This window comes from Bradyrhizobium sp. 33ap4, from assembly GCF_032654765.1.
GTDB lineage: Bacteria > Pseudomonadota > Alphaproteobacteria > Rhizobiales > Xanthobacteraceae > Bradyrhizobium > Bradyrhizobium australafricanum.
Genome location: NZ_JAUMTJ010000029.1, coordinates 74,563 through 95,981, shown reverse-complemented (window position 1 = coordinate 95,981; position 21,419 = coordinate 74,563). Strand labels below are relative to the sequence as shown.

16 protein-coding genes are annotated in these 21,419 nt (G+C 64.8%); 8 read left to right on the top strand and 8 right to left on the bottom strand.

Translation table 11 applies throughout. From position 1 onward, the window contains the following. Positions 1-2 precede the first annotated feature (2 nt). The 5 genes from Q2M23_RS22815 to Q2M23_RS22795 are packed head-to-tail and all read right to left on the bottom strand — an operon-like array spanning position 3 to position 5,981. Positions 3-224, bottom strand: a complete 222-nt coding sequence (locus tag Q2M23_RS22815; protein WP_076833312.1) for a formate dehydrogenase subunit delta — start codon at positions 222-224, stop codon at positions 3-5. Beyond that, positions 208-1,044 (bottom strand): formate dehydrogenase accessory sulfurtransferase FdhD, encoded by an 837-nt coding sequence (gene fdhD, locus Q2M23_RS22810; protein ID WP_316397115.1) that lies wholly within the window; start codon positions 1,042-1,044, stop codon positions 208-210. Before fdhD ends, Q2M23_RS22815 begins: the two co-directional genes overlap by 17 nt. A gap of 2 nt (positions 1,045-1,046) precedes the next feature. Then, positions 1,047-3,926 carry a formate dehydrogenase subunit alpha gene (fdhF, locus tag Q2M23_RS22805; RefSeq protein WP_316397114.1) on the bottom strand — a complete coding sequence of 960 codons (2,880 nt, stop codon included), beginning with the start codon at positions 3,924-3,926 and terminating at the stop codon, positions 1,047-1,049. Positions 3,927-3,939: 13 nt separating this feature from the next. Beyond that, a complete protein-coding gene (locus tag Q2M23_RS22800; protein WP_316397113.1) occupies positions 3,940-5,508 on the bottom strand; it encodes an NADH-quinone oxidoreductase subunit NuoF in 1,569 nt (522 codons plus the stop codon). Further along, complete coding sequence (locus Q2M23_RS22795; RefSeq protein ID WP_076833323.1) at positions 5,505-5,981, bottom strand: formate dehydrogenase subunit gamma; 477 nt, start codon at positions 5,979-5,981, stop codon at positions 5,505-5,507. Before Q2M23_RS22795 ends, Q2M23_RS22800 begins: the two co-directional genes overlap by 4 nt. Before the next feature lie 256 nt (positions 5,982-6,237). On the opposite strand from Q2M23_RS22795, the gene Q2M23_RS22790 reads away from it, so the two are divergent. The 3 genes from Q2M23_RS22790 (at position 6,238) to mdoH (ending at position 10,951) form a co-directional block, all read left to right on the top strand. Further along, on the top strand, positions 6,238-7,134 hold the full coding sequence (locus Q2M23_RS22790) for a LysR family transcriptional regulator (RefSeq protein WP_316397112.1): 897 nt from the start codon (positions 6,238-6,240) through the stop codon (positions 7,132-7,134). Between the two features lie 242 nt (positions 7,135-7,376). Continuing rightward, positions 7,377-8,843: a glucan biosynthesis protein G gene (locus tag Q2M23_RS22785; protein ID WP_316397111.1), complete on the top strand. Its 1,467-nt coding sequence runs from the start codon at positions 7,377-7,379 to the stop codon at positions 8,841-8,843. Next, complete coding sequence (gene mdoH / locus Q2M23_RS22780; RefSeq protein ID WP_316397110.1) at positions 8,831-10,951, top strand: glucans biosynthesis glucosyltransferase MdoH; 2,121 nt, start codon at positions 8,831-8,833, stop codon at positions 10,949-10,951. The genes Q2M23_RS22785 and mdoH overlap by 13 nt, the downstream gene beginning before the upstream one ends. A gap of 8 nt (positions 10,952-10,959) precedes the next feature. Here the strand turns inward: mdoH and Q2M23_RS22775 are convergent, their stop codons facing one another. Together Q2M23_RS22775 and Q2M23_RS22770 are read right to left on the bottom strand one after the other, a co-directional pair. Next, positions 10,960-13,281 (bottom strand): PAS domain-containing sensor histidine kinase, encoded by a 2,322-nt coding sequence (locus Q2M23_RS22775; protein WP_225161184.1) that lies wholly within the window; start codon positions 13,279-13,281, stop codon positions 10,960-10,962. A gap of 193 nt (positions 13,282-13,474) precedes the next feature. Continuing rightward, entirely contained in the window at positions 13,475-14,863 is a 1,389-nt protein-coding gene (locus tag Q2M23_RS22770) for a cation-efflux pump (RefSeq protein ID WP_316397109.1), read from the bottom strand. Positions 14,864-15,418: 555 nt separating this feature from the next. Between Q2M23_RS22770 and Q2M23_RS22765 the strand changes: the two genes are divergently transcribed. From Q2M23_RS22765 to Q2M23_RS22745, 5 genes are all read left to right on the top strand, one after another. Continuing rightward, on the top strand, positions 15,419-16,015 hold the full coding sequence (locus Q2M23_RS22765) for a TetR/AcrR family transcriptional regulator (RefSeq protein WP_076833590.1): 597 nt from the start codon (positions 15,419-15,421) through the stop codon (positions 16,013-16,015). 92 nt (positions 16,016-16,107) lie between these two features. Next, positions 16,108-16,959, top strand: coding sequence for a DMT family transporter (locus Q2M23_RS22760; RefSeq protein WP_141340894.1), 852 nt, complete (start codon positions 16,108-16,110; stop codon positions 16,957-16,959). Between the two features lie 441 nt (positions 16,960-17,400). Continuing rightward, positions 17,401-19,422: an alkyl/aryl-sulfatase gene (locus tag Q2M23_RS22755; RefSeq protein WP_316397108.1), complete on the top strand. Its 2,022-nt coding sequence runs from the start codon at positions 17,401-17,403 to the stop codon at positions 19,420-19,422. Positions 19,423-19,480: 58 nt separating this feature from the next. Continuing rightward, on the top strand, positions 19,481-19,732 hold the full coding sequence (locus Q2M23_RS22750; RefSeq protein ID WP_316397107.1) for a hypothetical protein: 252 nt from the start codon (positions 19,481-19,483) through the stop codon (positions 19,730-19,732). Between the two features lie 54 nt (positions 19,733-19,786). Continuing rightward, positions 19,787-20,281, top strand: coding sequence for a septal ring lytic transglycosylase RlpA family protein (locus Q2M23_RS22745; RefSeq protein WP_316397106.1), 495 nt, complete (start codon positions 19,787-19,789; stop codon positions 20,279-20,281). 93 nt (positions 20,282-20,374) lie between these two features. On the opposite strand, the gene Q2M23_RS22740 is transcribed toward Q2M23_RS22745, so the two are convergent. Beyond that, positions 20,375-21,343, bottom strand: coding sequence for a zinc-binding dehydrogenase (locus Q2M23_RS22740; RefSeq protein ID WP_316397105.1), 969 nt, complete (start codon positions 21,341-21,343; stop codon positions 20,375-20,377). Positions 21,344-21,419 lie beyond the last annotated feature (76 nt).

Here is a 21,419-nt window from a genome sequence, read left to right as displayed (position 1 = left end):
CGCTACGCCTGCTGCTTCAGCTTCTGCAGGGCATCGCGGACGTCGGGATCGAGGCCGGTGCCGCCGGCGTCGAGATGGGCGAAGATCTGCTTGCGCATCCGCGGATCCCAGAACTTCCAGATGTGCTCGGAAATGCCCTGCACGGCACGCTCGCGCCCCTGGCTCTGGAAGAATTTTCCGATCTGGTTCGCCATATAGACCAGTTTGTCAGGCGACGACGACATAAGCGGGCTCCTTGCCGGCCATCGCGCCTGTGACGCGTTCCGGATGCGTAAAGATTTCAAATCCATCGGCGCGAGCGATCGCGGCGAGCGTGATGCCGGCGGCATCCGCCATCCGCACCGCAAGCGCGGTCGGCGCCGACACCGCAGCGATCAGCGGCGCGCCGATCGCGGCGGTCTTCTGAACCATTTCGACCGAAACGCGGCTGGTGAGCAGCACCATGCCTTCGCCGGCTATGACCTTGTCGCGGGCCAGCGCGCCGGCGAGCTTGTCGAGCGCATTGTGGCGGCCGACATCCTCGCGCAGCGCCACGATGCCGCGCGCGCCCGTCCAGAACGCCGCGGCGTGCACGGCGCGGGTCTGGTGGTTGATCTCCTGCAAAGGCGCCACCGCCGCCACCGCCGCCATGATCTCGCGCGGCGAGAAGGCGCGGCCCGCGCGCACCACCGCGGCCGACCGGACCGCCTCGCTGATGGAATCGAGCCCGCACAGGCCGCAGCCGGTCGGGCCGGCGATGTTGCGCCGCCGCTCGGCGATCCGCTCGGCCCTGTCAGGCCTGAGCCACATCCGAAGCTCGATGCCGTCATCCAGCTCGACGATGTCGAGGGTCTCGATCTCGTCGGCCGCTCGCACGATGCCTTCGCTCAGGCTGAATCCAACGGCGAAATCGCCGAGGTCCTCGGGCGAGCCCATCATCACGGCGTAGGTGCCGCCATTATAGGTCAGCGCGAGCGGCGTCTCCTTCGGGATCAGGCGCGCGCCGTCGCTGAAGACGCCGTTGCGCCAGACCTTCCGGTTCGCCTGATAGACGGGCTCGCGCATCGCTATTCCGCGGCTTCCACCACCGGCGCGGCGATGCGGCGGGAGTGGCGAGCCTGCTCGTCATAGGCCTTCTGCCAGTCGGACGGACCGTTCGACGGCGAGATCTGCACTGCGGTGACCTTGTACTCGGGACAGTTGGTGGCCCAGTCCGAGAAATCAGTCGTGATGACGTTGGCCTGGGTGTCAGGGTGGTGGAACGTGGTGTAGACAACGCCCGGCGCCACGCGGTCGGTGATCTCGGCGCGCAGCGTGGTCTCGCCGGCGCGGCTCGCCAGCCGCACCCAGTCGCCGTCGCGCACGCCGCGCTGCTCGGCGTCATGCGGATGGATCTCCAGCCGGTCCTCGGCGTGCCACACCACGTTCTCGGTGCGGCGGGTCTGTGCGCCGACATTGTACTGGCTGAGGATGCGGCCGGTGGTGAGCAGCAGCGGGTAGCGCGGGCCGGTGCGTTCGTCGGTCGCGATATATTCGGTGAGGATGAACTTGCCCTTGCCGCGCACGAAGCCGCCGATATGCATCACCGGGGTGCCTTCCGGCGCCTTTTCGTTGCAGGGCCACTGCACCGAGCCGAGCTCGTCGAGCCTGGCATAGGAGACGCCCGCGAAGGTTGGCGTCAGCGCGGCGATCTCGTCCATGATCTCGGATGGATGGGTGTAGTTCATCTCGAAGCCCATCGCCTTGCCGAGCATGATCGTCACTTCCCAGTCGGCGTAGCCGCTGAGCGGCGTCATCACCTTGCGGACGCGCTGGATGCGGCGTTCGGCATTGGTGAAGGTGCCGTCCTTCTCGAGGAAGGTCGAGCCGGGCAGGAAGACATGGGCGTAGTTCGCGGTCTCGTTCAGGAAGAGATCGTGGACGATGACGCATTCCATCGCCGACAGCGCCGCCACCACATGCTTGGTGTTGGGGTCGGACTGCAGGATGTCCTCGCCCTGCACGTAGAGGCCCATGAAGCTGCCTTCGATCGCGGCGTCGAACATGTTCGGGATGCGCAGGCCCGGCTCGTTGTTGAGCTTGACGTTCCACATCGCCTCGAACTGCTCGCGCACCGCATCGCCGGCGATGTGGCGGTAGCCCGGCAGCTCGTGCGGGAACGAGCCCATGTCGCAGGAGCCCTGCACGTTGTTCTGGCCGCGCAGCGGATTCACGCCGACGCCGGGCCGGCCGATATTGCCGGTCGCCATCGCGAGGTTGGCGATCGCGATCACCGTGGTCGAGCCCTGGCTGTGCTCGGTGACGCCGAGCCCGTAATAGATCGCGCCGTTGCCGCCGGTGGCATAGATTCGCGCCGCCTCGCGCAGCGCCTTCGGATCGACGCCGGTCATGATCGCGGTGGCTTCCGGGCTGTGCTTGGAATCGGCGACGAAAGCCGCCCAATCCTGGAACTCGCTCCAGTCGCAGCGCTCGCGCACGAAGGTCTCATCGACGAGCCCTTCGGTGACGATGACATGGGCGAGCGCGGTGAGCACGGCGACGTTGGTGCCGGGCATCAGCGGCAGATGCAGCGCCTTCACGTGCGGCGATTCCACCATCTCGGTGCGGCGCGGATCGATCACGATCAGCCTGGCGCCCTGGCGCAGCCGCTTCTTTAGCCGCGAGGCGAACACCGGATGGGCGGAAGCCGGATTGGCGCCGATGATCAGCACGACGTCGGTGTCCTCCACCGAGTCGAAATCCTGCGTGCCGGCCGAAGTCCCGAAGGTTTGCGACAGGCCGTAGCCGGTCGGCGAATGGCAGACGCGGGCGCAGGTGTCGACATTGTTGTTGCCGAAGCCAGCGCGGATCAGCTTCTGCACTAGATAGGTTTCTTCATTGGTGCAGCGTGACGAGGTGATGCCGCCGACCGCGTCGCGGCCGTATTTCTGCTGGATGCCCTTGAACTTCGCGGCGGCGAAATTCAGCGCATCGTCCCACGACACTTCCTGCCAGGGATCCTCGATCCGCTCGCGGATCATCGGCTTCAGGATGCGCTCCTTGTGGGTGGTGTAACCCCAGGCGAAGCGGCCCTTGACGCAGGAATGGCCGCGATTGGCCTTGCCGTCCTTCCACGGCACCATGCGTACCACTTCCTCGCCGCGCATCTCGGCCTTGAAGGCGCAGCCCACGCCGCAATAGGCACAGGTGGTGACGACCGAGTGTTCGGGCTGGCCGATCTCGATCACGGATTTCTCGGTCAGCGTCGCGGTCGGGCAGGCCTGCACGCAGGCGCCGCAGGACACGCATTCCGAGCCGAGGAAGCTTTCGTTCATGCCGGGCGAGACGCGGCTGTCGAAGCCGCGGCCGGAGATCGTCAGCGCGAAGGTGCCTTGCACTTCCTCGCAGGCGCGGACGCAGCGCGAGCAGACGATGCACTTCGAGGGGTCGTAGGTGAAGTACGGATTGGACTCGTCCTTCGGCATCCAGTTGTCGTTTTCGCAGCCGTGCGATTTGGCGAAGACGTGGTTCTCACCTTCATAGCCGTAACGCACGTCGCGCAGGCCGACCGCGCCCGCCATGTCCTGCAATTCGCAGTCGCCGTTCGCGGCGCAGGTCAGGCAGTCCAGCGGGTGGTCGGAGATGTAGAGCTCCATCACGCCCTTGCGCAGCTTCTTCAGCCGCTCGCTCTGGGTGTGCACGACGAGGCCGGGCATAACCGGCGTCGTGCAGGAGGCCGGCGTGCCGGCGCGGCCCTCGATCTCGACGAGGCAGAGCCGGCAGGAGCCGAAGGCGTCGACCATGTCGGTCGCGCAGAGCTTTGGAATCTGGGTGCCGGCTTCCATCGCCGCGCGCATGATCGAGGTGCCCTCGGGCACCGTGATCTGATTGCCGTCGATGGTCAACGTGACCAACGTCTCGGATTTAGATTTGGGCGTGCCTAAATCGGTTTCTTGGATCAGCGACATCGTGATTTCCTTGCTATTCCGCGGCCTGCAACCGGGCCGGTGCGGGACCTAGATCTCCGCCGAAATCTTCCCGGAAGTGTTTCAGTGCGCTCATCACGGGGTAGGGCGTGAAGCCGCCGAGTGCGCACAGCGAGCCGAATTTCATGGTGTTGCAGAGGTCTTCGACAACCGCGAGGTTTTCCGCGACGCGCTCGCCATTGATGATCTTGTTGATGGTCTCGACGCCGCGGGTCGAGCCGATCCGGCACGGCGTGCACTTGCCGCAGGATTCGACGGCGCAGAATTCCATCGCAAAGCGCGCCTGTTTCGCCATGTCGACGCTGTCGTCGAACACCACGATCCCGCCATGGCCGATCAGGCCGTCGCGCGCAGCGAACGCTTCATAGTCGAACGGCGTGTCGAACAGCGCGCGCGGGAAGTAGGCCCCGAGCGGGCCGCCGACTTGAACCGCGCGCACCTCGCGCCCGGTGAAGGTGCCGCCGCCGATCTCGTCGACGAGTTCGCCGAGGGTGACGCCGAAGGCGGTCTCGAACAGTCCGCCATATCTGATGTTGCCGGCGAGCTGGATCGGCATCGTGCCGCGCGAGCGGCCCATGCCGAAATCGGCGTAGGCCTTGGCGCCGTTGTCGAGGATGAAGGGAATCGCCGCGAACGACAGCACGTTGTTGATCACGCTCGGGCGGCCGAACAGGCCCTTATGCGCCGGCAGCGGCGGCTTGGCCCGTACGATGCCGCGGCGGCCCTCGAGGCTTTCCAGCAGCGAGGTCTCTTCGCCGCAGACATAGGCGCCGGCGCCGACCCGCACCTCGAGATCGAACGCATGGGTGGAGCCGCCGATGCGCTTGCCGAGCAAGCCGGCGCGGCGGGCGGCCACGATCGCCGCGTTCATCGCGTCGACCGCGTGCGGATATTCCGAGCGGATGTAGATGTAGCCCTTGGTGGCGCCTACCGTGATACCTGCGATCGTCATGCCCTCGATCACGACGAAGGGGTCGCCTTCCATGATCATGCGGTCGGCGAAGGTGCCGCTGTCGCCTTCGTCTGCGTTGCAGACGATGTATTTGCGGTCAGCGCTGGCCTGCGCCACGGTCTTCCACTTGATGCCGGTGGGGAAGCCGGCGCCGCCGCGGCCGCGCAGACCGGACGTCGTGACGTCGGCGAGGATCTGGTCGGAGGTCAGCGTCAGCGCCCGCTCCAGGCCCTTGTAGCCGCCATGGGCGCGGTAATCGTCGACCGAGCGCGGATCGATCACGCCGCAGCGGGCGAAGGTCAGCCGGGTCTGGCGCTTCAGCCAGGGAATCTCATCCGTGACCCCAAGCCGCAGCGCATGCTGACCGTTGCCGGCCATCGCGTCGAGCAAGGATGGAACGTCCGCCGGCGTCGTCGGGCCGAACGCGACGCGGCCCTGGGCGGTCGCCAGTTCGACCAGCGGCTCCAGCCAGTACAGCCCGCGCGAACCGGTCCTGACGATCTCGATCGGCATGCCGCGCGCTGCTGCGGCCTGCTCGAAGGCGAGGGCGACGTCGTCAGCGCCGACGGCAACCGCACCGGCGTCGCGGGGAATGAAGATCCGCATTGTCATCGCTGTGCCTCCGCGACCAGCGCGTCGATCCGCGCTTCGTCGAGCCGGCCGACCACGCGGCCATCTAGCATCGCCGAGGGCGCGGTGGCGCACAGCCCGAGGCAGTAGATCGGCTCCAGCGTCACGCGGTCATCCGCCGTGGTATTGCCGAGGGCAACGCCGAGCTTGGCTTCCGCGTGCGCCGCCAGCGCATCGCCGCCGGCGGCCTGGCAGGCCTCGGCGCGGCACAGCTTGAGGACGTGGCGGCCCGCAGGTTGCTTCCGGAAATCATGGTAGAAGGTGAAGACGCCGTGCACCTCGGCGCGCGACAGGTTGAGCGCCTCCGCCACCATCGGGATCGCAGGCTCCGGCACGTAGCCGAAGGCCTCCTGCAGCGCGTGCAGGATCACCAGCGTGGCGCCTTCGAGCCCGGCATGCTCGGCGATGATTTCAGCGCCGCGCGCCTTGTCCCAAGCTTCGTATCCCACCGTCATCAGCGCTTCTCACGATCAGTTTTTTGCTTCGCACATGAGAGTTGGAATCCTTCGAAACATCAATAAAGCTGTCTCATGCGGCGATTGCGAAACGCGATTAATAGCGCTGTCGAATGGATCTATGCGGGATCGTAATAATGTTCTGAAATCACGCACTTCCGGGGCGCTTTGGATTTCGGGATCGCACCCCGATCGTGCTACCTATGGACGTGTTGGGCTGCCGCTTGGGGCGCCGTTTTCCGAAGGGATTTGAACCTTGATCGACAAGCTGGAACTTCTGCTGGCGCTGGCCAAGGAACGGCACTTTGGCCGGGCTGCGGAGGCGTGCGGCGTCACCCAGCCGACGATGTCGACCAGTCTCAAGCAGCTCGAGGAAATCCTCGGCGTCATGCTGGTGCAGCGCGGATCCCGCTTCCAGGGCTTCACGCCCGAAGGGGAGCGGACGCTGGACTGGGCGCGGCGCATCGTCGGCGATGCGCGCGCGATGAAGCAGGAGATCAACAGCCTCAAGGACAAGCTGTCGGGCGAGATCCGGATCGCGGCGATCCCGACCGCGCTCGGCATGGTGGCCTCGCTGACCACGCCGTTCCGGGCGCGCCATCCCGACGTGCGGTTCCGCATCCAGTCGTGCACGTCGGCCGATGTGCTCGGTCTGCTCGAGAATCTCGAGGTCGATGCCGGGCTGACCTATATCGAGAACGAGCCGATCGGCAGGGTCCGCACCATCCCGCTCTATAACGAGAGCTATCGCTTGCTGACGGCGCCGGATGCGATGTTCGGCGACCGCAAGCAGGTGACGTGGAAGGAAGTCGGCACCGTGCCGCTCTGTCTGCTCACGCCCGACATGCAGAACCGCCGCATCATCGATCGCGCGCTGACCTCGGTCGGCGCGGAGGCGACGCCGACGCTGACGTCGAACTCACTGCTCGTGCTCTACACCCACGTGAAGACCGGCCGCTGGGCCAGCGTGATGCCGGCCAAGCTCGCCGAGACGCTCGGCCTTGCGGATGCGGTGCGCAGCATTCCGATCGTCGATCCGGTCGTGGACTACAGCATCGGCCTCGTGATCCCGCAGCGCGATCCGATGACGCCGCTGATCGCAGCCTTGGTGCAGGTCGCACGCGAGGTCGCGCCGACGCTCGAGAGCGCGTAGCTCTCGGCATTCCTTCGTAGCCTTTCCGCCACGGTTCCGGCACGGCAGCAACCGACCACGCGTTGTGTGGTTGCGTTGAAGCAAGTCCTGGTGTTCAGCCGGCGGACAATCTTCGCTTGCTCGCAGCAAAGATGGAACTCAGCGCCGGTTCGGCGGTTGCATTGCGGCGTCCCGGTCAGCGAGCAGGAGCTGCTTTGAATCGTCGCCAGTTACTCCACGGATCGGCCGTATTGCCGACACTCATGTTCTTGCCACAGCGCCAGGCCGCCGCCGCAGCGAGCGCGACGGACGCACCCTTCAACCCAGGCATGGTCAGGGAGCTTGCGCGCAATCTCGCCGGCAAGTCGTTCGAGGCGCCGGACGAGAAGTTGCCGAACGGCCTGACGGACCTCAACTACGACCAGTACCGCTCGATCCGCTTCACGCCCGAGCGCGCGCTGTGGCGCGGCGCGAGGCTGCCGTTCGAGGCGCAGTTCTTCCACCGCGGCTTCTTCTACAAGAACAAGGTCAAGATCTTCGAGGTCGCTGACGGCAAGGTCAGCGAAGTCAAGTACAGCAAGGACATGTTCTCGTTCGGCGAGACCGTGCCTGACTTCACCGAGACCGACCTCGGCTTTGCCGGATTTCGCATCCACGCGCCGATCAACAAGCCGAACTACTATGACGAGGTCTGCGTCTTCCTCGGCGCGAGCTATTTCCGCGCGGTCGCCAAGGACGAGACCTACGGCCTGTCGGCGCGCGGCCTGTCGATCGATACCGGCGAAGCCAAGGGCGAGGAGTTTCCGTTCTTCAAGGCGTTCTGGCTCGAGCGTCCCGTGCCCAACGCGACCTCGCTGGTCATTCACGCCTTGCTCGACAGCAAGAGCTGCGCGGCAAGCTACCGCTTCACGATCAGGCCTGGAGCGACCACGGTGTTCGATGTCGAGGCATCGCTCTATCCGCGTGCCGATCTCGAGCACGTGGGCCTTGCGCCGATGACGAGCATGTTCTTCTTCGGGCCCAACGATCGCAACGAGGTCGACGACTTCAGGCCGTCGGTGCACGATTCGGACGGGCTTGCGATCTACAACGGCAAGGGCGAGAGCCTGTGGCGCCCGCTGAGCAATCCGCGCGACCTCCAGATCAGCACGTTCCAGGACGTCAATCCGCATGGCTTCGGTCTGATGCAGCGCGAGAAGAATTTCTTCGCCTATCAGGACATCGAATCGCGCTTCGAGAAGCGTCCGAGCTTGTGGGTCGAGCCGATCGGCGACTGGGGCGAGGGCGCGGTCATCCTGTTCGAGATCCCGACCAAGGAAGAGATCCACGACAACATCGCCGCGTTCTGGCGGCCGAAGGCGCCGCTCAAGGCCAAGAGCGAGACCAATTTCACCTATCGCCTGCATTGGGGGCCGGATGCGCCGAAGCCGCATTCGCTCGCGCGCTTCACGCGCAGCGGCATCGGCGCGCATGGCGAGAACAGCAAGCTGTTCGTGCTCGACCTGTTCGGTGACAATCTGAAGGGGATCGATCCCGGCAGCGTCAAGGGCGTCGTGGCGGCCGAGAAGTCCGAGATCACGAATGTAGTCACGCAGCCAAATCCGAATACCGGCGGATGGCGGCTCAGCTTCCAATGCGCCGTCAAGAAGGACCCGGTCGAGCTGCGTGCGCATCTGGCGCTGGATGACAAGCCGCTCTCCGAGATCTGGGTCTATCGATGGGCGCCATAGTCACGTCGCCTCAGTCCGACGTCGCCGCGGCGGCCGACGGCTTCCTGCCACAAGAGAGCCCGCTTGCGATGTCGGCGGCCGATCTCGGCCGGCCGCCGCATGCGGTGAGCACGCCGGTGTCGGTCGGCGCGGGCATGTTGATGCGCCGCGCGTTCGTCCTGATGCTGACGGCGGCGCTGACCGGTGCCGGCGCCTACGAGATGTACATGGTGGTCCAGGTCGGCGGCGTGACGATCATGGAAGGCATGGTGCTGGTGCTGTTCGTCGCGCTGCTCGCCTGGATCGCGTTTTCGTTCGCTTCGGCGCTCGCCGGCTTCTTCGCTCTGCTTCGCCGCAACGGCAACGCCTTGCCGATCCGCGACGACGGTCCCTTGCCGCAGCTCGCGAGCCGGACCGCGGTCCTGCTCCCGACCTACAACGAGAATCCGCATCAATTGATGGCGCGCCTGCGCGCCATCTACGAGTCCGTCGAGGCGACCGGGCAGGGCGACAGCTTCGACTGGTTCGTGCTCAGCGACACCCGCGATCCCGATATCTGGATCGCCGAAGAGAGGGCGTTTCTCGAACTGTGCGAGGCCTGCGGCGCGCAACGGCTGTTCTACCGGCATCGCGCCGACAATACGGCGCGGAAGTCCGGCAATGTCGGCGAGTGGATCACGCGGTTCGGCGGCGCCTATCGGTTTATGATCGTGCTCGACGCCGACAGCCTGATGTCGGGCGACACCATGGTGCGGATGGCGCACGCCATGGAGACCAATCCGCAGGCGGCGCTGCTGCAGACGCTGCCGGTCATCGTCAACGCGCGCAGCCTGTTCAGCCGCCTGCAGCAGTTTGCCGGCCGGCTCTACGGGCCGATGGTCGCCGCCGGTGTCGCGTGGTGGCACGGCTCCGAGGGCAATTACTGGGGGCACAATGCCATCATCAGGATCGAGGCATTTGCGGAGCAGGCGGGGCTGCCCGAGCTCTCCGGACGCAAGCCGTTCGGCGGACATATCCTGAGCCACGACTTCGTCGAGGCGGCGCTGATGCGGCGCGCCGGCTGGGGCATCTACATGGCCCCGATGCTCGGCGGCAGTTTTGAGGAGGTGCCGCCGTCGCTATTGGATTTTGCCGCGCGCGACCGCCGCTGGTGCCAGGGCAATCTGCAGCATCTCGCCGTGCTGAGGACGCGCCGGTTGCATTGGATCTCGCGGCTGCATTTCATGACCGGGATCGGCTCCTACATCACCGCGCCACTCTGGCTGTCGTTCTTGCTGCTCGGAATCCTGATCTCGTTGCAGGCGCGCTTCATTCGGCCCGAATATTTTCCGAAGGGTTTTTCGCTGTTCCCGAACTGGCCGGCGCAGGACCCGGTGCTCGCCGCCTGGGTATTTGGCCTCACCATGGCGCTGCTGATCGTGCCGAAGCTGCTCGGCTTCATCCTGTTGCTGACGCGCTCGGATACGCGCCGGCAATTCGGCGGCGGGTTCCGGGCGCTGACGGGCGTGCTCGCCGAGGTGCTGATCTCGGCGATGATCGCGCCGGTCATGATGGTGTTCCAGTCGATCGCCGTCGTCGAGATCCTGCTCGGCCGGGACGCCGGCTGGCAGACGCAGCGGCGCGACGACGGCGCGGTCGAGCGGCGGGAGCTGTATCGCAAGTACGGCGTTCCGACCGCCTGCGGTGTCGCGATGGCGATGAGCGCCTGGGCGGTGTCGTTGCCGCTGCTGCTGTGGATGTCGCCGGTGATCGTCGGCCTGCTGTTTGCGATCCCGATCGGCGCCTGGACCGCAAGGCCCGCGATGCGCGCGCTGTTCGTAACACCGGAGGAAGCTAAGCCGCCGCGCGTGCTGGTCCGCGCCAATGAGCTCGCATCGTCGCCGGCACACGCATCGGCCCCCGCGCTCGCGACGTTGCGGCAGGATTCCGGGCTGCTGCATCGTCATCTCTCGTCGCTGCCGCCGGCGCGGCGCGGCGGTCCGGGCGAGATCGATCTTCATCTCGCGGTGGCGCGTGCGCGGATCGAGGCAAGCGACAGCTTCGACCAGGCGGTCCGCCATCTCACGCCTCGCGAGACGTTGGCCGTGCTCGGTGATTCCGCGCTGCTGGAAGGGGTGCTTGCGAAGTAGTGGGGGCGTCAGGCCGCTTCCGGCAGCTTCGTCTGCAGGGACCGCGGATCGCGCGGCAGCGTGACGCGGACGACGGTGCCGACGCCGAGCTTGGAGCGCAGCCGCATCGAGCCGCCGTGCAGATTGGTGAGCGAGCGCGCGATCGCAAGTCCGAGACCGGAGCCCTGGTAGCTCTTGGTGAGCTGGCTCTCGACCTGCTCGAACGGCTTGCCGAGCCGGCGCAGCGATTCCGGCGCGATGCCGATGCCGCTGTCGGCGATCAGGAGCACGATCGAGTCATCCAGCATCTGGCCGCGCACCAGCACGCGGCCGTGGTCGGGCGTGAACTTCACTGCATTGGAGAGCAGGTTGACGATGATCTGCTTGACCGCGCGGCGGTCGGCGACGACCGAGATCGTGCTTTCGATATCCGACTCCAGCGACAGTCCCTTGTGCTCGGCGCGGCCGGAAACCACGCGCAGCGACTCCGCGAGGATGCCGGAGAGATCGAGCGGCTCCATGTCGAACTTCATGCGGCCGGCCTCGATCTTCGACATGTCGAGGATGTCGTTGATGACCTCGAGCAGGTATTTCCCCGACGTCAGGATGTCGTGGCAGTACTCCGCGTATTTGTCCGAGCCGAGCGTGCCGAACAGGCCGCTGCCCATGATCTCGGAGAAGCCGATGATGGCGTTGAGCGGGGTGCGCAGCTCATGGCTCATATTGGCGAGGAATTTCGACTTCGCGGCGTTGGCGTCCTCGGCGCGGGTCTTTTCCTGCGAATATTTTTCGGCGAGGTCGGCGAGCTCGACGGCCTGCCGCTCCAGCTCGGATTGCGAGCGCTGCAGGTCGATCACGGTGGCGCGCAGGCGCAGGTCGTTGTCGACCAGCTTCTGCTCGTGCGCCTTGATGCGGGTGATGTCGGTGCCGACGGAGACGTAGCCGCCGTCCTTGGTGCGGCGCTCGCTGATGTGCAGCCAGCTGCCGTCGTCAAGCTGGGCCTCGAAGGTGCGGGCGCCGGGCGCCGGGACGCCGCTCTCGTGCAGGCGGGTGCGCACTTCCGGCATGCTGCCGACCTCGATCACGGTCTCGTAGGAGGTGCCGGGGCTGACGGCGGAATCGGGCAGCTTGTGCAGCCGCTGGAAGTGCGAGTTGCAGAGCACGAGGCGGTCGTCGGCATCCCAGAGCACGAAAGCCTCGGGAATGGTCTCGATCGCGTCGCGCAGTCTGAGATCGGCTTCCACCGACTTCTCGGCGAGGCTTTTCTGCTCGGTGATGTCGACCGCGATGCCGATCAGATGCAGGCCGCCGTCGGCGGCAGCATGGCTGAGCTCGCAGCGCACCCGCAGCCAGATCCAGTGGCCGCCGACATGGCGCATGCGGAAGCTCTGGTCGATGTGATCGATCTTGCCCGAGATCAGCTGGTCGGCGATGTCGAATAGGTTGATGTCGTCCGAATTCACCAGCGCGTTGACCTCGCCGAAGGTGAGGAGGTCGTTGCGGGTGTCGAGGCCGAGCAGGGTGAACATCGACTGCGACCAGAAGATCCGGCCGCGCGACAGGTCCCAGTCCCACAATCCGCAGCGGCCGCGGTTGAGCGCGGTGTCGATCCGGCCGCGCACGGCGTCGTTGATCAGGTCGCCCTCGCGGGCGCGGGTCGATTGCCAGTGGAACGCGAAGCCGAGGATCAGCACCACGAAGCTCGTGGTCGCCGACAGCGTCACCGAGAGTGCCGCATCCGATCCCCAGATCGGCTCGTTCATCTCCTGGATGACGACGACCTGGCCGGGCAGCGACTTGACGAGCTGCGAGATCGCCAGCGCGCCGGTGCCGCCGGGCAGCGTCATGTCGCTGACCGTGCCCTGCTGGCCAGGCGCGACGAGCAGCTGCGCGGTGGAGACGATGTCGAGGATGCGGTCGTTCTCGCCGGCGCCATCGACCGGCACGCGCGCCAGCACGCGGTGATCGGCGCTGGTGATGATGACGTGGCGGCCATAGGCGATGCCCCAGGACGGGATCAGGTCCGGCAGCAGTTCCTGCATCCGCTCGATGTTGGCGAGCCGGTCGCGCCGCACCGAGGTCAGGCGATCGAGACGTTCGGCGAGGATGTCGGAGAGCGCGGCGAGGTCGCGCTTCATCGCGCCGCGCTTCTGCCGGTTCTGGTCGATCACCTGGACGAAGGCGCCGAGGCAGATCGTGATGAGGAAGGCGATGATGAGGGTAGGGACAGCGCGGCGCAGTGCAGGCTCGGCCGTCAGGAGCCTGTGATAGGCCGGTTTCGCGATCGACTGCGCCAATCCCTTGATCGAATCGGATTGGACGCACGCGTTCGCTGCATGCGCGCGCGCCATGCCTGAGACCCCCGCTCTAAGCTGATTTTTTACCCGGTTCGGATGCTCCCCACGATGCATCCGAATCATGATCATTTGAATCCAGATTTCCGGGACTGTCGAGAGTCAACGATTCGTTAATGCGAAAAAATTCTTGTCCCGGGAAGAATCATGCGGCGCAAAGTGAGTCCGAAACAGGAACGGCTCCGTAGAATTACCCGCGCGTCGGCTCTGCGTGACTGATCACACGCTTCACGGTGGGGAACGCACGACGCAGTTTGCGTTCGATCTCGTCGACGCTTTCGTGCACCTTGATCACACTCATCGAAGGCTGCGCGCGGCAATGGAAGTTGACGACCTCGCCGGCGTCGGTGTTGCGGACCCGCACATTGTGGATGTCATGGATCGCGCCGCCATCGGCAAAGCCGGTCAGCGCCGCCTTGATGGCTTCGACGCGGTCCGGCGCGGCGTCGGTTCCCCACGGCAGTTCCGGCTCGAGCGGCTCGATATGGGTGTCGACCTCGACGTCCTCGCCGAAATCCTCGCGGATCGCGCGCTCGAGCCTGTGGGCGACGTCGTGCGCTGCGTCCAGCGCCATGTCGCTGTCGACCTCGAGGTCGATGCCGACGATCAGCTTGCCGCCGATGTCGTGCACCGTGACGTGGTGGATGGCGAGGCCGGAATTGCGCGCGATCACCATGATGCGCTCGCGCACGCTCTCATTGTCGCGCGCCACCGGCACCGCGGTGAAGGTAAGGTCGGCGTCGCCGAACGTCTTGGTCAGCGCCGCCTGCGCCCGGCGCTTGATGTCCTCGACGCGGTCGATCGGGTAGGTGCGCGGCACCTTGGCGATGGCATCGATGAAATGCGTCGCGCCGACCATGCGGACGCGCAACCGGTCGACATCGACCACCCCCGGCACGGCCTTGATGGCGGCGGTGGCCTTCTCCAGCGCGCCTTCGGGCGCGCGGTCGAGCAGGGTCTCGACCGTCTCCCGCGCCATGCGCAGGCCGAGCAGGGCGATCATCACCGCGACCGCGATCGCCGCTGCGGCATCGCCCCACCAGAAGCCGAAGCCGGCCAGCACCAGGCCGACGATGACGGCGGTCGAGCCCATCACGTCGGAGGCGAAATGCAGCGCATCGGCGGCCAGCGCCTGGCTCTTGGTGTCGCGCGCGGCGCGGTGCAGCGCGCGGGCCCGCCACAGATTGACGCCGATATCGATGACCAGAACGACAAAGGGAATGGCCGAGATCGACGGCGGCGGCGCGCCCTCGCGCAGATGGCTGTAGGCCTGGACCAGGATGCCGCCGGCCAGCACATAGAGCAGGGCGATGATGCCGAGCGCCGAGACGCTCTCGAACTTGCCGTGTCCGTAATGATGCTCGGCGTCGGCCGGCTGGTCCGACACCCGCACCACCGCCCAGGTGATGATGGTGGCGACCAGGTCGATCGACGAGTGCAGCGCCTCCGAGATCAGCGCCAGCGATCCGATCGCGATGCCGACCACGAACTTCGCCACCGCCATGCTGCCGCTGGCGAGGATCGAGATCGCGGCGACCGATGTCTTGGTGGAGGGTGCGCTGGTGCTGGAAGAACTCATGGGCGGCGGTTTAGCAGGGAGTTGGTGAACATCAAGTGTCGTTGATGAAACGCAATCGCCACTCAGTTGCAATTGCAGGATTTTGCCAAAATCACGCGGTCGTCCCGGCGGAAGCCAGAATCCACAACCACAGGGTTGTGTGGTTGAAGTGAGCTGTGGCAACCGCATCGCGTCATGACTCGCATTCGGGGTAATGGGTCCTGGCTTCCGCCAGGACGACGCTGGATGTGTTGCGCGACGTGTCAACCGAACGTCTGCGTTCTCCCGGCGCGTTTCGCCCGAGCTTTGCAAAATCGTTTCGCCACGACACAAGAGGGAGCAGGGAATGCCGGGTGCGCGCTGCACCGCCCGTCGTGTCGAATGGGTAACTCATGCCGCCATCTCGACGCGTAACGTAGGATGGGTAGAGCGCAGCGAAACCCATCATCTCGGCGTGCGGATGCAATCGATGGGTTTCGCTTCGCTCTACCCATCCTACGAGCTAATGATCCAAAGCGGCCCTTGCCATTTAAGGACCGATTGGTCTATATATCGGCAATGAGCCGCCAAACCACCATGCAGGCGCCCCGTGGCCGCCCGCGAAGTTTCGACGTGGACGCCGCCATCGAACGCGCGATGAATGTGTTCTGGTCGCGCGGCTATCACGCCACGGCACTCCCGGACCTGCTGCGTGCGACAAAACTCTCGCGCGGCAGCCTTTACGCCGCGTTCGGCGACAAGCACTCGCTGTTCCTGCGCGCACTCGATCGCTACATTGCCGATGCCCTGACCCGGATGGATGACGAACTCGATCCCCGCAGAGATCCGGTCGATGGCCTGCGGGCCTACCTTGCCGGTTACGTTGAGCGCACGTGCGGTGCCAATGGCCGCCGTGGCTGCCTGTTGGTGGCGACGGCGATGGAGCTGGCCGGCCAGGATGCCGAGGTTGGTCGTCGCTTCGCGAGCTTCTTCAAAACCATGGAGACCAGGGTGGCGGACGCATTTTCCCGTGCGGAGACCGCGGGCAGATTGGCCGATGGCGTCGAGCCTTCGAGTGCCGCCCGAATCCTGATCTGTTTCCTTTGGGGGCTGCGCGTGGTCGCAAAGACGGCTCCGGCACGTACCACGTCGCAGGCCACCGCTGACGCGCTGCTCGATCGCTTCATCAAATAAGCAACTGTTGGAATGACCCTTGATGTCCTCTGGACGTCTGCGCGATCGGTACGCCCATATATGGACCGATCGGTCTTGAAAGGAAGGATGCGATGTCTGCCATCCAGATCATTTGCGCGGTGGCCGTTCCCTTGCTCTGGGGTTATCAGTTCGTGGTCATCAAGGTCGGCGTCACCGAGTTTCCGCCGCTGTTCTTCCTCGGACTGCGTTTCCTGGCCATCGCGCTGCTGCTTGTTCCGTTCGTCAGAAGGCCGACACGCCAACAACTCGGCCCTGTCTCAGCTATTTCGGTTTTCCTCGGCGGACTGAACTTCGGGCTGTTCTATGTCGGCCTTGGGCTCGGCTCGGGGAGCATGTCGGCGGTCGCCTATCAACTCGCCCCGCCGTTCACCGTGCTGCTCGCCTGGCCGCTGCTCGCGGAGCGGCCGTCGCTCGTCACATCCGCTGGCGTGGTGCTGGCGTTCGTCGGCGTGGTGGTGCTGGCGGCGGGGCCGGGGCTGTCGGCAAACGTGCTGCCGCTGCTGCTCGTGGTTGCCGCGGCGTTCGCATTCGCGGTGTCCACCGTCCTGACGAAACGCTACGGCCCTTTCGATCCCCTGATGCTGATGGGGTGGTCGTCGCTGCTCACCGTGCCGCAGGTCATGTTGATGTCGTTGCTGCTGGAATATGGACAGCTGGCGAGCCTTGGCACGGCGGATCAACGTGGCTGGCTGGCGCTCGCCTACACCGTCTTCATCGGCGGCATTGTCGGGTTCGGCCTGTGGTTCTGGCTGATCGCCCGCTGCTCCATGGCCCGCGTCGCGCCGTTCGGACTGCTGCTTCCGGTGTTCGCGCTGATCTCGAGCGTGCTGTTCCTTGGCGACAGCGTGACGCCGAAGCTGATTGTCGGCGGACTGCTCGCGATCTCCGGAGTCGCCATCACACAAGTCAGACCGGGTGCGTAGGCGGACCAGTCGTAGCGCTCGCAGGGACCGAATTCGGCCGTGGTCGATGGTTCCGCTCCCACAACAGGGAACCGCCTTCGGGCGGTCTTCCGTTTGCGTAAAATGCGAACGGTTCGCCATCGCCAGGACGTGAGCACGTGCGGCAAATCAGCGCCCTCCCGGCAGGGCTGTTGCGCTGTGCCTCACCTTCAAATCCGGCAATCGCGGCATGCACGGCTGCCCGGCGCGTGATTTCCCGCGCCAGACATCTTTTTTGACCGCTCAGCCCGCAGCGTTGGTGTGCAGCTTGTGCCAGAGCGCGCAGCCATGCGGACGGATGCTGCCGGACATGTTTCGACGTCGCAACTTCGGGTGGAACGATTGCCCTCTGGAAGTATTTGGCGGCGATGCTCTCGGTGCTCAGGGAGTGGACCAATATCCAATGCAGAAGGGAGAGGCCACATGAGGAGCGTTTTCGCGAAGGCGTCAATCCTCGGGGTTGTCAGCGCGGGGCTGATCGGTACGGCTGCGGCACAGACTCAAGATTTGCGCAATGGCGCGGCCGATGCGACCAAGCAGGCAAATTCGGTCTTGCTGAAACAGCTGCCGTTTAACGACACCTCCGATTTCGACGCCGCGAACAAAGGCTTCATGGCCGCGCTGCCTTCCGAGGCAATCAAGGGAAGCACGGGCAACGCGATCTGGAACCCGCAGCAGTACGGATTCATCAGCGACGCGACAGCCCCCGATACGGTCAACCCAAGCCTGTGGCGACAATCCCGGCTGATCAACATCTCCGGCTTGTTCGAGGTGACCGACGGCATCTATCAGGTCCGCAATCAGGACCTGTCGAACATGACGATCATCGAGGGCAGCGAGGGCATTACAATCGTCGATCCGCTCGTGTCGGCAGAGACGGCAAAGGTGGCGCTCGACCTGTACCGCTCGAAGCGCGGAAACAAACCCGTCAAGGCCGTGATCTACACCCACAGCCACGTCGATCACTATGGTGGTGTGCGGGGCGTCACCAGCGAGGACGACGTCCAGTCCGGCAAGGTCAAGATCTACGCGCCGGATGGATTCCTGGAGGCTGCGGTCGCCGAGAACGTCATGGCCGGCACCGCGATGAGCCGGCGCGCCAGCTACATGTACGGCAACCTGCTCAAGGCGGATCCGAAAGGTCAGGTCGGCGCGGGTCTCGGCACCACGACCTCGGCGGGCACGGTCACGCTCATCGCGCCGACCAACATCATCAAGGAAACCGGACAGAAAGAGAAGATCGACGGCTTGACCTACGAATTTCTGATGGCGCCCGGTTCGGAAGCGCCGTCGGAGATGATGTGGTTCATCGAGGAAAAGAAGGCGATGGAATCCGCCGAGGACGCGACCCACACGCTGCACAATACATATTCGCTTCGCGGCGCCAAAATTCGCGAGCCGCTCCCCTGGTCGAAGTACCTCAACCAGGCGCTGGTGATGTGGGGCGACAAGGTCGACGTGGTGTTTGCGCAGCATCACTGGCCGACATGGGGCAATGACAAGGTGGTCTCACTTCTGGAGAGCCAGCGCGACCTTTACCGCTTCATCAACGACCAGACCTTGCGCATGGTCAACCACGGCATGACGATGCGCGAGATCGCCGATGGATTCAAAATGCCTGACAGCCTCGCCAACGTCTGGGCAAACCGTGGTTACTACGGCTCGATCTATCATGACGTGGCCGCCACCTATGTTCTTTATCTTGGCTGGTTCGACGGCAACCCGGCCACCCTGCACGAACTGCCGCCGGTCGAGGCGAGCAAGAAGTACGTCGAGTTCATGGGCGGCAGCGACGAGGTTCTGAAGAAGGCCAAGGCTTCCTACGACAAGGGCGAATATCGCTGGGTGGCTCAAGCCGTCCACCACGTCGTGTTCGCCGATCCCGACAATCAGGCCGCCAAGAATCTCGAAGCCGACGCGCTCGAGCAGCTCGGCTATCAGGCCGAGTCCGGACCGTGGCGCAACTTCTACCTGACCGGCGCCCAGGAGCTGCGCAACGGTGTCGCCAAGCTGCCGACGCCGAACACCGCGAGCCCCGATACGGTGCGCGCGATGTCCGCCGATTTGTTCTTCGACTATCTCGGGGTTCGCCTCAACGCGGAGAAGGCCGGCAACGCGCATGCGAAGCTCAACTTCGAGTTCGGCAAGGACGGCAACTACTTCGTCGAACTGAAGAACGGAGTGCTGAACCACACGGCGAACATGAAGTCCAACAATGCCGATGCGACCGTCGCGTTGTCGCGGGATACGCTGAACGGCATCATCCTGCAGCAAACCAGGTTTGATGATGCCATCTCGGCCGGCGCGGTGAAGGTCAGCGGAGACCAGACCAAGCTGCGCGACCTCGTGTCGTATCTCGACACGTTCGACTTCTGGTTCAATATCGTGACGCCGAACCAGACGGCTCAATCCGCCACGACGGGGCGAGGGGGAACGTCGCGATAATCATAACGATAATCACACGGTCAAGCGGCGCGGGGCACTTGCTTCGCGCCGCTTTGCTATGCGCACCTTCGCCGAAGATCGCGCGGATTTCCGCGATCGAGCGGGTGCGGAAGGTGACGCCGACACTCTTCACGCGCTGTCGAAGACAGCTCCATTCAGTCATTTTGCTGACGCAATCTCTGTTTTAGTCGAGCCAGAAACTGAAAAACACGGTGTGAGGGCCGCCCAGGTTCTCACGATGGTTCCACTGCCGGAACTGGCACGAATCCGCAAGGAATTGGCACGCGTAAACGCCTCCGCGTTCGCTTGACCATGTTTTGCGGCATCGGGAACCGGACGATCGAAGAAAATCAATCAAGGAGTTATGATGCTGTTCGGCTTGAGCGCCGCGATTTGCGGCGCCCTGGTTGCGCTCGCCTTTTCTGGCACCGCTGCTCGAAGTGAAATCGCTGCGGTTCATTCAAGCGCCGTCGTCAATGCCGCGTGTGGGGATGCAATCGTTGGCGCGGCATCCATGTACAATCCATTCAAGCCCGGCAAGGAGGAGGGCGGTCCGAGCACAGCCTCCGGCGAGCGCTATGATCACTCGGTCTGGGCGGCTGCCATCAAGACGAGTCTGCGCCGGAAGTTTGGTGGGGTCCAATTTGGCGCGAGGCCGAAATATGCCCTCGTCGAGGCCGTCGGCAAGAAGGTCATCGTGAAGATAAATGACGTGGGGCCACTCAGGCCTGGCCGCATCATTGACCTCAATGAGCGGACGATGCGCTATTTCGATCCAAGCCTGGAGCTCGGAGTTATCAGTGGCGTCAAGGTCAGCCCGCTTGCGGGGGACTATTGGATTCCAGGACCTGTCGGCTGAACATCGCACGCGAAAGAGCCAGGGCATAGCACGCGGCAAGCGCGGACCCGTTGGCTGATCCGCCCTTCACTCGCAAATCGCCGGAGCCTGCTGCTACAGCGTCACCACGATCTTGCCGAGGTGCTTGTTGGCTTCCATGTGTTCGAACGCCTTGCCGATGTCGGCGAATTTGTAGACCTGGTCGATCGGCAGCTGCAGCTTGCGTGCCTCGACCGCGGGCCAGATGTCCTTGCGCACCTCCTCGAAGATCGCGCGGATCTCCTCGATCGAGCGGGTGCGGAAGGTGACGCCGATATACTGGATGCGGCGCGCCGCGTGCAGGTCGAAGTTGAAGTCGCCGTGGGTGCCGCCAAGCCGGCCGACATTGACGATGCGGCCCTTGACCTTGGTCGCCTTGAGGTTTTGGTTCGCGACCGGTCCGGAAACCTGGTCGACGATCAGGTCGACGCCTTCGCCTGATGTCGCCTTCAGCACCTGATCGACCCAGCCGGAATCCTTCGAGTCCACCGCGAGATCGGCGCCGAACTCCTTCAGTCGGCCGCGACGCATCGCGTCGGTCGATGAGCCCACCACGAGCTTGGCGCCCTTCAGCTTGGCGATCTGCATCGCCATCAGCCCGACGCCGGAGCTTGCGCCCTGGATCAGCACGCTCTGGCCCGGCAGCAGTGCGCCATTGGTGACGACGGCGTTGTGCATGGTGGCGAGCGCAACGGGCAGGGTTGCGGCCTCGTCGAAGTTCATGTTGGAGGGCGCGCGGAACAGCCGGCCGTGATCGGCCAGCGTGTATTCGGCGAATGCCGCGCCGCCGGAGCCCATGATCTTGTCGCCGACCTTGACGCCCTTGGCATCGGGGCCGAGCTCGGCGACCTCGCCGGCCCATTCCATGCCGAGCACGGTGCCGACGCCGCCGGCCGCGCCGTGGACATGGCCCTTGGTCATGCCGAGATCGGCGCGGTTCAGCCCGCAGGCATGAACCTTGACCAGCACCTGGGTGCCCTTCGGCACGGGCTTCGCAACGTCGGTGATTTCAGGGCCGTTAGGGCCGTAGACATAGGCTTTCATGGGCTTCTTCTCGTTGTGTCTAACGCGAGATGACTTGAATTCCGTCATCCTGAGGTGGCCGCTTTTTCAGCGGCCC

What these genes read in the sequence shown, in the direction of transcription:
- Q2M23_RS22755 (WP_316397108.1), top strand. Translation starts at nt 17,401, where the DNA reads ATGAGGAGCGTTTTCGCGAAGGCGTCAATCCTCGGGGTTGTCAGCGCG.
- Q2M23_RS22795 (WP_076833323.1), bottom strand. Translation starts at nt 5,981, where the DNA reads ATGACGGTGGGATACGAAGCTTGGGACAAGGCGCGCGGCGCTGAAATC.
- Q2M23_RS22740 (WP_316397105.1), bottom strand. Translation starts at nt 21,343, where the DNA reads ATGAAAGCCTATGTCTACGGCCCTAACGGCCCTGAAATCACCGACGTT.
- Q2M23_RS22775 (WP_225161184.1), bottom strand. Translation starts at nt 13,281, where the DNA reads ATGGCGCGCGCGCATGCAGCGAACGCGTGCGTCCAATCCGATTCGATC.
- Q2M23_RS22750 (WP_316397107.1), top strand. Translation starts at nt 19,481, where the DNA reads ATGCGCACCTTCGCCGAAGATCGCGCGGATTTCCGCGATCGAGCGGGT.
- Q2M23_RS22785 (WP_316397111.1), top strand. Translation starts at nt 7,377, where the DNA reads ATGTTCTTGCCACAGCGCCAGGCCGCCGCCGCAGCGAGCGCGACGGAC.
- Q2M23_RS22765 (WP_076833590.1), top strand. Translation starts at nt 15,419, where the DNA reads ATGCAGGCGCCCCGTGGCCGCCCGCGAAGTTTCGACGTGGACGCCGCC.
- fdhF (WP_316397114.1), bottom strand. Translation starts at nt 3,926, where the DNA reads ATGTCGCTGATCCAAGAAACCGATTTAGGCACGCCCAAATCTAAATCC.
- Q2M23_RS22745 (WP_316397106.1), top strand. Translation starts at nt 19,787, where the DNA reads ATGATGCTGTTCGGCTTGAGCGCCGCGATTTGCGGCGCCCTGGTTGCG.
- mdoH (WP_316397110.1), top strand. Translation starts at nt 8,831, where the DNA reads ATGGGCGCCATAGTCACGTCGCCTCAGTCCGACGTCGCCGCGGCGGCC.
- Q2M23_RS22770 (WP_316397109.1), bottom strand. Translation starts at nt 14,863, where the DNA reads ATGAGTTCTTCCAGCACCAGCGCACCCTCCACCAAGACATCGGTCGCC.
- Q2M23_RS22815 (WP_076833312.1), bottom strand. Translation starts at nt 224, where the DNA reads ATGTCGTCGTCGCCTGACAAACTGGTCTATATGGCGAACCAGATCGGA.
- fdhD (WP_316397115.1), bottom strand. Translation starts at nt 1,044, where the DNA reads ATGCGCGAGCCCGTCTATCAGGCGAACCGGAAGGTCTGGCGCAACGGC.
- Q2M23_RS22760 (WP_141340894.1), top strand. Translation starts at nt 16,108, where the DNA reads ATGTCTGCCATCCAGATCATTTGCGCGGTGGCCGTTCCCTTGCTCTGG.
- Q2M23_RS22800 (WP_316397113.1), bottom strand. Translation starts at nt 5,508, where the DNA reads ATGACAATGCGGATCTTCATTCCCCGCGACGCCGGTGCGGTTGCCGTC.